This is a genomic window from Bacillus sp. JJ1609 (genome assembly GCF_036967045.1).
Taxonomy (GTDB): Bacteria; Bacillota; Bacilli; order Bacillales; family Cytobacillaceae; genus Mesobacillus.
Map to the genome: position 1 here is coordinate 30,591 of NZ_JBALSS010000019.1, position 12,594 is coordinate 43,184.

Annotated in this window: 11 protein-coding genes and 1 riboswitch; of the genes, 4 read left to right on the forward strand and 7 right to left on the reverse strand. The window is 42.0% G+C overall.

Annotated elements, in window-relative coordinates; translation table 11 throughout:
* Positions 1 to 130: 130 nt before the first annotated feature.
* Positions 131 to 332, reverse strand: a riboswitch (cobalamin riboswitch).
* A 77-nt stretch (positions 333 to 409) separates the two neighbouring features.
* On the reverse strand, positions 410 to 1,186 hold the full coding sequence (locus V7654_RS15005) for a hypothetical protein (protein ID WP_335431323.1): 777 nt from the start codon (positions 1,184 to 1,186) through the stop codon (positions 410 to 412).
* A 207-nt stretch (positions 1,187 to 1,393) separates the two neighbouring features.
* Positions 1,394 to 1,528, reverse strand: coding sequence for a hypothetical protein (locus V7654_RS15010; protein ID WP_335431324.1), 135 nt, complete (start codon positions 1,526 to 1,528; stop codon positions 1,394 to 1,396).
* A gap of 286 nt (positions 1,529 to 1,814) precedes the next feature.
* On the opposite strand from V7654_RS15010, the gene V7654_RS15015 reads away from it, so the two are divergent.
* Positions 1,815 to 2,999, forward strand: a complete 1,185-nt coding sequence (locus V7654_RS15015) for an FtsW/RodA/SpoVE family cell cycle protein (protein WP_335431326.1) — start codon at positions 1,815 to 1,817, stop codon at positions 2,997 to 2,999.
* Positions 2,999 to 3,940 carry a GNAT family N-acetyltransferase gene (locus V7654_RS15020; RefSeq protein ID WP_335431327.1) on the forward strand — a complete coding sequence of 314 codons (942 nt, stop codon included), beginning with the start codon at positions 2,999 to 3,001 and terminating at the stop codon, positions 3,938 to 3,940. The genes V7654_RS15015 and V7654_RS15020 overlap by 1 nt, the downstream gene beginning before the upstream one ends.
* 18 nt (positions 3,941 to 3,958) lie before the next feature.
* On the opposite strand, the gene V7654_RS15025 is transcribed toward V7654_RS15020, so the two are convergent.
* A complete protein-coding gene (locus V7654_RS15025; RefSeq protein ID WP_335431328.1) occupies positions 3,959 to 4,825 on the reverse strand; it encodes a sulfite exporter TauE/SafE family protein in 867 nt (288 codons plus the stop codon).
* A 122-nt stretch (positions 4,826 to 4,947) separates the two neighbouring features.
* On the opposite strand from V7654_RS15025, the gene V7654_RS15030 reads away from it, so the two are divergent.
* Positions 4,948 to 5,526, forward strand: a complete 579-nt coding sequence (locus V7654_RS15030) for a YqaA family protein (RefSeq protein WP_335431329.1) — start codon at positions 4,948 to 4,950, stop codon at positions 5,524 to 5,526.
* A gap of 352 nt (positions 5,527 to 5,878) precedes the next feature.
* Positions 5,879 to 7,519 (forward strand): mechanosensitive ion channel, encoded by a 1,641-nt coding sequence (locus tag V7654_RS15035; RefSeq protein WP_335431330.1) that lies wholly within the window; start codon positions 5,879 to 5,881, stop codon positions 7,517 to 7,519.
* A 747-nt stretch (positions 7,520 to 8,266) separates the two neighbouring features.
* Here V7654_RS15035 and V7654_RS15040 read toward each other — a convergent pair.
* The 4 genes from V7654_RS15040 to V7654_RS15055 all read right to left on the reverse strand — a co-directional run bounded on the left by V7654_RS15040 (position 8,267) and on the right by V7654_RS15055 (position 12,101).
* Positions 8,267 to 8,908 (reverse strand): L-fuculose-phosphate aldolase, encoded by a 642-nt coding sequence (locus tag V7654_RS15040; RefSeq protein ID WP_335431332.1) that lies wholly within the window; start codon positions 8,906 to 8,908, stop codon positions 8,267 to 8,269.
* Between the two features lie 42 nt (positions 8,909 to 8,950).
* Positions 8,951 to 10,171, reverse strand: a complete 1,221-nt coding sequence (gene mtnK, locus V7654_RS15045) for an S-methyl-5-thioribose kinase (RefSeq protein WP_335431333.1) — start codon at positions 10,169 to 10,171, stop codon at positions 8,951 to 8,953.
* Positions 10,172 to 10,282: 111 nt separating this feature from the next.
* Entirely contained in the window at positions 10,283 to 11,518 is a 1,236-nt protein-coding gene (locus V7654_RS15050) for an ATP-binding protein (RefSeq protein WP_335431334.1), read from the reverse strand.
* A gap of 382 nt (positions 11,519 to 11,900) precedes the next feature.
* Positions 11,901 to 12,101, reverse strand: a complete 201-nt coding sequence (locus tag V7654_RS15055; protein ID WP_041967029.1) for a cold-shock protein — start codon at positions 12,099 to 12,101, stop codon at positions 11,901 to 11,903.
* Between the last annotated feature and the right edge of the window lie 493 nt (positions 12,102 to 12,594).

Below are 12,594 nucleotides of genomic sequence, written 5' to 3' on the forward strand. Positions count from 1 at the left end.
CTTGTTTAACAGAGCCTTAAATAAAATAAAAAAACATCTCCACCTGAAGGGGAGATGTCCGAGTAAGCAAATGTTTTTTAAGATACAAAAAGACATAGAGCCTGTCGGCACCTCCCTATCCTCGTAGGTTTGCTGGTGCAATGAACAGGCAGGTCTCCTGGCTCATGGTCAATCGCTTGCTGCGCCTTCCCATACTAGTACAGTGGCATTGTGCAGCTTGCTTCCATTTACAGTGGCGGGACCGCGTTGGATTTTCACCAACTTCCCTTTTAAGTCTTGTTTTAATAAGGCTTCGCATAGCCTTAAAAGACACCCGATTCATATTATTATGTAATTTTCCGCTAAATCCAATTATACACGATGGCGGAAAAAATGCTTCAAAAAAGATCAAATTTCGCTACAAACAGGATTATTGTGCCTGCAGACTCCATTCCTTGAGCTTTTTATCAAATACGAGTTTGCCATCGCAATTATTCCTGCTTGCTTCTTTAAACTCATCATACATATCATCCATATTGGAAAAATCGCCGATGATCCAAATCGGTATTTCGAGACGGTTGCGGTTTTGCTGCATATTCTTGAGGGAAAAGACGGCGCCTTCCTTCAATGCGGGAGTCAGCGACTTTAAAATTTCCTTGCTGACAGAAGGGTAGGATTTCTTTTTCCTGATACCGAGCAATGTTTTCTCAGGCTTCAATTCACCAAGTTTGCCGGCAATCACAATTCCGAGCATGCGGAAAAAGTCATTGAAGTTCCGATAATACGTTTTATTGAACCAGCCATCTTCGTGAGCAAGGTAAGCAAATCGGTTGCCCAACTGATTATAGAATGGGAGCTTGAGATGATGCTTGATATGTCCAAGATAGAGGAGTTCCGCTATTTCCTGCCCTGTAAGCACATTCAGCGCTTCCAATTCCTCAAAATCGATCCAGCAGAAATCACCGAAGGCATGTACATTTTCAACAACAAGTTTTTCCACACTATCTTCCGGGACATACTCAAATAAGGTATGTCTGTTGAATTCCCCATCCTCATATTGATGTTTCAGAAGCAGCAAATGATTGAGTGAATCCGATAAAGAGCGGGCAAATTCAAAAAATTCGATTCCGTATGAAAGTACATATTGATCCCGGTCGTTCAAATGGACATATACCATTTCCCGGTTATAAGGATGGTGCTTTTTCAAGGGGCAAACCTCCCGGACAATTTCTTGGCTGTGAAGATGGTTATGTGGACTCAAATTCGCTAAAGAACGAGTTCGAATTCAGACAAATTGAGCTCCACTTCCGTTCATAATGACACTCATTCCATTCTAACAAAAATCATCAAAAATATCTTATTTTGATACTCAAAATTTTTTTGATATAATTGCAGCTTTTTGGTTAAGGCTTTGTTAAATTAGACTGTTGATTTCCGCTTCAGGCACTCGCTTTCCGCGGGGCGTCAGGTGAGCCTCCTCGTCACTTTGCTCCTGCGGGGTCTCACCTTGGCCGCTGATCCCGCAGGAGTCGAGAGCCCTCCGCTCCAATCAACAGGTGCAATAAAACAATATTGACCTTTAAGACAGCCATTTTTTATAAGTATGAAAACAAAAAAACATCTTTATTATTGTCTATCACTAAGAAAAGAATCCCAAGTCTTGCAACAGATCTCATTTAGCCTTTTCTGTCTATTTTTCAGAAACTTAATGCTCCCTTCCTTCGTCTATTATTTTTGTATACAAAAATGTTCACGTCAGAGCATTGTAAGGATATTTTTTCTTTGTTAGCATAAATTTGTAAGTATCTAGAGACAAACCGGACAGGGTGTATGTTATGGGAAATCCTTCGAAAAAGTATGATCGGTTTGACTGGACATTGACGTTCATTTTGATGCTGTTTTTTCTGACAAGCTGTGCAGCCATTTACAGTGCGCAGAAAACCGGGCAATACAGTGAGAACTTCATGTTCAAGCAAATATTCTGGTACGTCGTCGGCGCAGGTATCATCGGTGTTGTAATGCAGTTTGACAGTGAGCAATACAGGAAGCTTTCCTGGTATTTATACAGCTTTGGCATCTTCCTTCTCATCGGATTGTACCTTGCTCCTGCCAGCATTGCTCCCCATATCAATAATGCAAAAAGCTGGTTTGTCATTGATCCAATCGGTTCCATCCAGCCTTCAGAATTTATGAAAGTCTTTCTGATCCTCGCCCTCAGCAAAGCCATTTACATCCACCATGAAAAACACGAAAGAAAGACCTTCCAAACAGACTTGCTCCTCTTTATCAAGCTTGGAGCAATTACTGCGGTCCCGCTCGGACTGATCATGCTTCAGCCTGATCTTGGAACAGCACTTGTTGTCCTTGCGATCTTCACTGGCTTGATTCTCGTTTCCGGCATCACCTGGAAAATCATTTTGCCGCTTTATGGCGGAGGTGCGGCGCTTGGAGCGGGAATTCTATATCTCGTAATCTGGAAACCTGAAATACTCAAGGAATATTTAAAAGTGAAGACTTACCAGTTTGGGCGCATATATGCCTGGATCGATCCTGAAAGCTATCAGAGTGAGTATGGCTACCATTTGATCAAATCACTCAGGGCGATTGGCTCTGGGATGCTGACCGGCAAAGGCTTCAGCGGCCGGGAAGTGTATATCCCCGAAAGCCATACTGATTTTATTTTCAGCGTGATTGGAGAGGAATACGGCTTCGTGGGCGGCAGCGTGGTCATCAGCCTCTTTTTCCTGTTAATCTATCATTTAATAAAGACAGCTTTGGATACAAACGATCCATTTAATACTTATATCAGCGCTGGTGTAATCAGCATGGTAACTTTTCATGTTTTCCAGAATATCGGAATGACCATTCAGCTGCTGCCAATTACCGGCATCCCTCTGCCCTTCATCAGCTACGGCGGCAGCTCGCTCATGGGCAATATGCTTGCCATGGGTCTGATCTATGGCATTCACTATCACCATAAAACATATATGTTTGCAACAAATGACAGGAGTTTTAACTAATGAGATTAATCAGCCATTATCGAGAAAATGATCTTTTAAGAAACAGCTTTATCGAGCTCGCCCGTGAAATTTTCGGCATCAATTTTAGCAGCTGGCTTGAATTGGGGTATTGGGGCAACCGCTATATTCCTTACTCCTACGCAGACGGGGACAAAATTGTCGCCAATGTGTCAGTCAACAAGCTTGACTTTATCGTTGAAGGTGACAGCTACAGAGCTTTGCAAATCGGAACAGTAATGACTCATCCTGATTACCGCAGCAAAGGACTATCAGCAAGCCTTATGAATCATATCCTGGAGGAGTACAAAGATCAATACGACTTCATGTACCTGTTTGCCAATGGCAGCGTACTCGATTTTTATCCGAAGTTTGGATTTGAACGGGTGGAGGAATTTTTATATACGATGAGAATCAGTTCAGGCAATGAGACGGGATCTCGATATCCAAAGTACAATTCTTCCGGTTCTGCAGAGGAATCTAAATATGCTTCAGCCTCTACTGAAAAAGTGTTGAGAAAGTTGGATATTTCTATTACCGAGGACCTTCAGCTAGTTGAGAAAATGGTTTATGAAAGAATCCCGGTTTCAACGGTTTTTGGCACGGCCAATTCAGGTGGCATTACGATGTATCATGTCCTGAATGTATTTACAGAATCTCTTTACTACTCGGAGCTGGAAGATGCGGTCGTTATTTTTTCAAAAGAGGATCACACGGTTCACCTGATTGATGTAGTCAGCAGGGCGCCGGTAAACACGGAAAGGATTCTTGCTGCAATAGCCGATGGAGTCACAAACAAGATCGTGTTCCACTACACACCCGATTATGAAGAACAGGAATATTCACTCAGTCCATTTAAAAGAGATGGTGCTCTTTTTGTAAAAACAAACGGCGGTCTATCCTTTCCACCGCATGCGAAACACCCTGTTACATCTGAGGCATAAGAAAAAGGCTGAGAATCCTCAGCCTTTTTCTGGTATTTGTTTTGTTTGATTTATTTTCACAAAAGAGCGGGCAAAGAAATAGAGAATGAAGATGCTCATGATTGCCAGCCCTGTTTTATTTAAAGCAAACAGCTTCAGTATCGCTCCTGTAAGTATAGCAAGGTAAAGCATGCCAAGCATCGCATTCATTTCTTTGTTCTGAAAATAACCCGTCAGTCTCGCGCCGAATTGAGAGCCAATCAGCCCGCCGGCGATAAGCATCAAGCCGATCACATAATCGATATCGGTTTTGACAGCGTAGGAAACGAAACCAACAGTCACGATCAGGAGAACAGCAAAAAGGCTTGTTCCTACTGCCTTCTTCGGGTTAAATCCAAGCATCGTGATGATCAGGGGCACAATGATGAAGCCTCCGCCCACCCCGAGCGCAGCAGATGCAAAGCCACCGACAAAGCCGATCGAAAGTAATTTAGGCACCGAAAATGATTCGGGGGCAATGACGCCTTCGTCTGACTTTTTGCCCTGGCGAATCATACTAATCGCAAAGTAAGCCAGCAATACTATATACATGAACGGGATCACGATATCATCCCAGCCGCGGGCTTCAAGATAATAAACCATCGGCCTCGCCAGCTGTGTAGCCGCAATTCCGCTCGTCCCCATGATCAGTCCCTCTTTCCAGAGGATATTTTTCAGCTTAATATGGGCTGTGATTCCCGATAGAGAAGTTCCAACCGTAAAGAACAAGCTTGTCGTGATGGCTTGAAGCGGAGAGAATCCCATCAGCAGCAAAATCGGCGTCAGGATGAACCCTCCCCCTACTCCAAAGAATCCCGACAAAACACTGATCAGTCCTCCCAGCAAAAAGAAAAGTATGTATTCCATTTACAACATCCTTTTATATTCAAATTCTTCCTTAGGATACCATGTTCACTTGTATAATTGGCTCTTAACGATTCAGTAATGTTATACTTTCTACTATATCAATTTAAAGGAGTAACTGCTTAATGTCTGAATGGATACATACTTTTGAAGATTGGCTGCTTGAATTCGGCTCTATTGGACTATTTATCGTGTCCTTTATGGAGTCCTCCTTCTTCCCGATTCCGCCTGACGTTTTGATGATCCCAATGGGAATTGCGAATCCTGACCGGGCGTTCTGGTACGCCTTCCTTACGACTGCCGGATCAGTCCTTGGTGCCCTGCTGGGGTGGTATATCGGAAAAAAGGTCGGCCGGCCAATCCTGCGATATTTTATAAAAGAAGAAAAAATAGTCAAGGTAGAACAGTATTTTGAGAAATATGGCGCGATGGCGATCTTAATTGCTGGCTTCACGCCTATCCCATATAAAGTATTCACGATTTTCTCCGGAATCTCTCGAGTTAAGATCCCAACACTCATCATCTGGTCGATTATCGGCAGAGGAGCTCGATTCTTCCTTGAAGCAGCAATCATTGTTGCCCTTGGGGACAAGGCTATGCCGTTTATCGAAGAGAATTTTGCCATGCTGACAGCAGGTGTAGGCGGAGTGGCGATTGTTGGTTATCTGATTTACCTTTTTGTACGCAAGGCGAAAAAAGTGTGATGATTTCAGCCGGGACCAGGCGACTGGTTCCGGTTTTTTTGTAATTGGAGAGTTTAAAAAAACCTTGAACCCCCTTCCAACCCGTACAATATCCAGCCTCATAATTTTTCCTGTTTATAGCTCATTCCAGCACTTTCACCAGTGCTCGAAGATCCTTCGTTGACGCATTCATTTTCCTGCAGCCTTCCAAAATGCTTGTCAGAAGCAATCTATCCAGCTCTGTTTACATTATCATCATTTGGGTAGATTAAAGTATGCTTGCTAACTGACTAAGATTTTTTCCTAATAGATTTATTGTTCGCAGTACCAAGTTAGCTGACATTAAAAACCTACTTAATAAGGAGTGAGAAGTTTGTACAATAATTTTTATAACAGTTGGGACGGCATCCTCGGCAAATTGCCAAATGTGCTGATCGCTCTTGCTGTCCTGTTGGTTGGATGGCTTGTGGCAAAATTGATTGAAAAAGCCGTTTACAAAGGACTGCAAAAAACACGTCTTGATAACAAGCTTTTTTCTAATATGAATAACAAGAAATATTCAGCAGAGAAAATCATCAGTAAAATCGTCTATATTTTGATTCTAATATTCGTCTTCATCATGTTCTTGAATATCCTAGATTTATATATTCTTACAGAACCGCTCGTTGGAATGATTTCTACCATTACTTCAGCGATCCCGAACATTTTAAAAGCAGGACTTATTCTATTATTTGCCTGGCTGATTGCTTCAGGATTGAAATTCCTGATCCAAAAAGGCGGCAAGACATTAGGTGTACATGAAAAACTAAGCAAGTACAAGCTGACGGATGATAACATGCAAACAGCAAGTGCAGTTGACAAGGTCGCTAACATCGTGTTCTATCTTGTGCTGCTGATGGCACTGCCGGCAGTTTTATCCGCTCTTAATTTAGGTGGAGTATCTGAGCCGTTTGAAAACATGATTCAGGGTATCCTGAGCTTCATCCCTAAATTATTCGCTGCAGCGTTAATCCTTTTCGTCGGTTATTTTGTCGCTAAAATTGTACGCGATATCCTGACGAACTTCCTGCAAAGCATTGGTACTGAAAAATTAGTCCAGCGTTTTGGGTTGTCCCGTTTATTTGAGGGTACAAGTCTTTCCCGCGTAATCGGTACAATCGCTTTTGTATTCATCTTGATCCCGACTGTGATTGCAGCACTTGAGCGCCTTGATATCGAAGGAATATCAACACCAGCGATCGCGATGCTCAATGACATCCTGACGATGATTCCTAACATCGCAGTTGCGATTGTTCTCGTTTTAATCGGTATGTGGCTTGGCAAATGGCTTAAGAGGTTCACAACTGATTTATTAAGACGAATTGGTCTTGATTCCTATTTTAAAGGGATGGGCGTATCTAAGCGTCCAAACTCATTGAACTTCTCTGAAATTATTGGCTATATTGTACAAATTTTCGTCGTCCTTCTGTTTGTAGCAGAAGCACTGAATGTTGTTAAACTTGATTTCTTCTTGGGTCTCGCCACAGCGGTGATCAGTTATATTCCAAACGTTGTAGCCGCGCTGGTCATCTTTGGTGTCGGCCTATGGCTTGGCAGTCTTGTGAAAAAGGTCCTTGGCAGCGTACTGCAGGGTGAATCTTCAAACGTGCTTGCCACGATCGCAAAGTATGCGATCATTACAATCTCTGTGTTCATGGCACTTGACCAATTAGGAGTAGCTCCAGCTATTGTGAATGCAGCCTTCATCCTGACTCTAGGCGGACTCGCTCTAGCGTTCGGACTGGCATTCGGTCTTGGCGGCAAGAACTTCGCTTCAAAATATTTGGCTAAGTTCGATGAAAAAATTGAAAAAACAAGCATCAATAAGGCAGCGGTACAACAGCAGAAAATGAAAAACAACAACCCTGTAAACCCAGTCACACCGCAAACACCACCGAACCTTAGCAATCTGAACCAGACAGGCCCTAACAATCCATTGGATTTGAATAACGATAATGATCCGTTGATTCCTTAATAAAAGAAGACTGTTTTTTAATAGACTGTGTAATAGATGTTTGAAAACAAAAACATTGATTAATGAGTTGATTGGAACGGAAGGTGCGAGACTCCTCCGAAAATGCTAACGCATTTCCATCGTGCGTGGGTCCATTCGTGGAAGCTCTTCAGAGTCCTGCGGGAGCAGCGGGACAGGTGAGACCCCGCAGGAGCGATAGCGACAAGGAGGCTCACCGCACGCCCCGCGGAAAGCGAGCATCCTGGAGTTGAAATCAACTTATTAAAAGCAAAAAAGTATATAAAAACAGCCTAAAAAAACACAGCTGCTAGACACGGCAGCTGTGTTTTTGTATGTATTAACTAAAATTATCAATGAAAAAAATGACTATAAATACTATGAAGGCATAAAAACTAAGATGCAATAGCACGGTAGTGAGAAAGTCCTTCAGTTTTTCAAACGAAATAGGTTCACTTTTCCTTGTTCTTGCTCTCATAGACCTTTTATCCTCCTTAGAAAATCTATCCAATCTCTCCATAACTTTGAAAATATCATAGCATATTCTAGTAATTTTGTACTTTAATTTTTTTAAATAGACTCCCCTGAAAATAAGGGAGTCAGTAATGCTATTTTACATACCTTATATCGCAAAGTTTTTGCATGAGTGGCTCTGTTACACTTGTCTGTTAGGCGCTACTGTTCCTGCAAAACTTAACACGAGCCCATATAAAACAAAGAACCCTCACAAGTGAGAGGGTCCTTTCGCGATTATCGCTGTCCATAGCTTTCAAATTTCTTCGCCAGCAGCTGCATTTCTTCTTCAGAAAGCAATGTCGGTTCACCTATCGCTTTTGCCTGATAAAAGATCTGGGCGCTGAATTCAATTTCTTCTGCCACTGTAAATGCTGTCTCAATATTATGGGCGCCAGCAATCATTCCGTGATTTGCGAGAAGAACTGCTCTTCTGTCAGCCATTCCTTCGAAAGCTTTTTCCGCAAGCTCCTTCGTCCCAAACGTAGCATACGGAGCGCATCTCACATTCGGTCCGGCAAATGCGACCAAATACGACACCGGCGGAATGTCCCAGCCAAGTGAAGCAATAGTTTTCGCGTAAGGAGAATGTGTGTGGACCAAAGCATTCAAATCGTCGCGGCGCTGGTAAAAAATCAAGTGCATATCCAGCTCGCTCGATGGCTTTTTGCTGCCATCCACCACTTCGCCCTTCAAATTGATGATGACGACATCTTCTGGCTTCGTATCGAAATAATCGATCCCGCTCGGACTGATGGCAACCAGCTCTTTTTCACGGTTAAAAATGCTGATATTCCCGCCAGTGCCCTTTGTCAGTCCGCTTGTAATGATTTTTTTGCCATATTCTACGACCTTCATCCGTTCTTCTAGAAGTAACATGGCCTGAGCCTCTCTTTCAAAGTCTAGATTCGGAACGTCTTATTATTGCACATTATGGCTCAAAGCTGAATCCTTTAATACCCGTAAAAAGTCATCTCCAGTTTTAAAATTGGCAGCATTCAGGATGAATTGCTTTGCCGCTGTCAGGCAAAGCCTTTCTGCTTTTACTCGATGCTGCTCGTCTGAAATAGTTGTAAGATCCTTGACCTTTGCCAAACCGGCGATGCGGCGGACCATTTCCATACCCGTTACAGACGCTGTATCCTTAAGGACAGTATCCAAATACCAGCGGTCAAAGCCTGGTTCTTTCGCCATAATCTCAGTGACATTTCGCTTCCAGCTTGCAAGGAATTTTTCAGCAAAAAGATCAACTGTATCTCTGATTGTCTCTTCTAACCATGAAAGGTACTTCTCGTCAGCCTTCGTTACATACGCTCTTGACCACGCAAACATCAGGTTTGCGACCACGTTCCCTACGTCATAGCCCATTGGTCCGTAAAAAGCGAACTCCGGATCGATTACCTTAGTCGAATCTTCTTTTACAAAAACAGAGCCAGAGTGAAGGTCACCATGGACAAGGGCCTGGGCATTCGTCATAAACGCGAATTTCAGCTTGGCCGCTTCAAAGCGCAATGCGTCATCAGCATAAATGTTCTGCTCAATCCATTCCTTGTTAGCTGGGAATAAGTCGTTGCGATTATTATGGTCTGTAAAAGGTTCAGAGTATACTAGATCCTCGGAAATTTCGCACAATTCAGGGTTGATGTAGTCCTGAACAAGAGCTTTCTTCTCCTTATGTTCCATAACCACATCCGATGTCAGCAGCAGGGTATTTACCATAAATGTCGTCAGATCATCCGCAAGCTTTGGAAAAATACGCTCTTCCATCAGTGCTGTCCGCAGAATGGTATGGTCAGACAAATCTTCCATGACGCAGCAATTCATCACATGATCAAATAAATATACTTCTGGAACAAGGCCAGGAGCCAGCTCTCCCTCAAGCTTCAAAACATTTGACTCGATCCTGATTCTGTTCGTTGAAAGCTTGAACTCATCGGAAATCCTCGCCGTGTCGCCTGCCTGTTTTACAATCACGGATTTGCCAGACTCTTCATCTATAACACGAAATACATAGTTTAAATTGCCATCGCCAATTTCAGCGCACTTCAAATTATTTGAGCCGTCAAAAAAGCCGGTTTTGGATTTAACATATTGAATGACCTCATCGGCATTCATCAAAAAGTATGATTTAAAATCTATCATGGTGTTGACCCCTTTCCCGAAAAAACAATTATAGAAATCTTTTAAAAATTATTATATCTTGATTTAGGCACTTATTCTATTAAAAAAGAAGACGGATTTCTTCCGCCTTCCTCATTCACATGGCAGCAGGATGGTGAAGGTAGTTCCCTTGCCCTCTTCGCTATCAACTATAATTCTGCCTCTCATTCTGTGGATGATATCATAAGAAATCATCAGCCCGAGGCCTGTTCCTTTTTCCTTGGTAGAATAATAAGGGTTGCCGAGACGTTCCAGCTGGGCTTTGTTCATCCCGACGCCCTCATCCCGGAATTGAACTTTTACCTGGCCCTTGTCCAATTTTGCGATGATATAAATGCTTCCGCCTTCGGGCATAGCTTCGATTCCATTTTTTATGATATTAATAAATACCTGCCTGATTTCATGGGCATCTGCCCTGATCCAAAGTTCCTTCTCTATTCCTTCAACTAATTCCGTATTTGCCAGATGAGAGTAGGACCTCATGAAATCAATAATCTCCTTCAATAGGCCGCTTAGATTCATTTTAGCCGTACTGCCGGTGTTCGGCTTCGCCAGCGATAAAAAGTTATCGATGATTGTTTGGGTTCGATCGAGCTCCTGCAGTGAAATGGAAATAAAAAGATTCTGATCGTCACTTAAATTCCTTTCTCCCTGCAGCACCTGCATAAAGCCTCTGATTGTCGTCATCGGGTTGCGGATTTCATGTGCAACCGATGCCGCCAGCTGGCTGATGGCTGAAAATTTCTCAGCCTTGTGCAATTCGTGCATCATTTTCAACTGGAAGTTCGTCATTTCTATTATGTAAATCGTTACAGATAAAGCAATAAATGAAACGATTGAAAACACCAACAAATAGAGGTATTCTTGTTCATTGCCAGAGTTTATCAGAGCAGCCAGCCTGGTCGAGGTGATCAGTGAATAAACAAAGAGTCCCAAGGCAATCTTCTTTTTAACGGATGAGTCCTGGTACATTTTTTCTATCGCGAAAAATAAAATTAAAATAATGGCATAGTTAATCGCAGTGACGGTTAATCCCCCAAAATCCACAAAGCCTTTTAAGATCAGCATAACAGCAACAAGCAATATACCATCTGTCCGGCTTAGATAGAAGAAGGCAACGAATACCGGAACCAATTTCAAATCAAATTCCATCCCACCATCGAATCGAACCGGGAAAGCCATCGTCAATAATAAAGCTGCCAAAATCGACATCTTGAAAAATTGCTTATGGTAAATAGCCCGCTTTTGCATCAACAAGAAATTGTACATAAAACCAAGCGAAAGTATTATAGATAAATGAAGAATTAAATCTTTTAGAAACTCTACCATTAACGATCCCCCGGGAACGACCAGAATGTAAATAAATAGAAACTATTGATTCACCTCTTATTATCCACTGCCCAGCGCATTTCTTCAACGGGAAAATTCAGATTTTTTAGATATTCTAAAATAATTGTTTCTAATGAAAAGTTTTATACAGAGTCCCCTGAACTTATGCTATAATAAAATCAACCATTTCTTTACCGCAGTAAAAACCCCACTCTAACCAAGTGGGGTTTTTTGTTATACAAAAAAGAGCAAAACCATAAAGAGAATCCTTTAGCACACCACCGCACTGGGGGTCTGACCCCCAGTGCGGTGGTGTGCTAAAGTAGGGTATAAAAAAACAAGCTCTGATTACTCAGAGCTTGTTTGTATGTGCCAATCGTTATTATAGTTTTGTAACGTTAGCTGCTTGTGGTCCACGAGCGCCTTGTTCTACGTCAAAAGAAACTTCTTGACCTTCTTCAAGTGATTTGAAACCTTCGCCTTGGATAGCTGAGAAATGTACGAATACGTCTTCTCCGCCTTCGCGTTCGATGAATCCAAAACCTTTTTCTGCGTTAAACCATTTTACTTTACCGTTTTCCATTTTTGTTGCCTCCTAGTGTGTAATCCACACAATTTGTTACTATTCTTGCTCTCAGTGATATCCAGGCGAAAAAGCATTACATGTTCTTCCCTTACATACCGGCAAAAATAATTCTACCTAAGAATAACAGAAATAATATAATTGTGCAAGCTTTAAAAGAAATACCAAAATATAGGATAAATAATAAATCGATTAAAAATAGTCAATAATGGTAGAGCAAGAGCTTATTTGACCCTCTTATAATTCCGGAAAGAAAGCTAAAAATATGTTATAATAAAAAGATATGAAAGGGCGTGTCTAATTGAAAAGCTCGAGCAACTTATACAAAGCTGGTCAGTCAGTGAACATTAAAGAGACTGGGGAAACTGTTACGATCATGAAATCCCAATATGTTAAAAACATGAAGAGGTTCTCCTATATCGTAAAAGAACATCCCAGCACATTTTATTTCGAGGAAGAACTAGAAAAAAACTAATTACTTATGCTAAAAGCG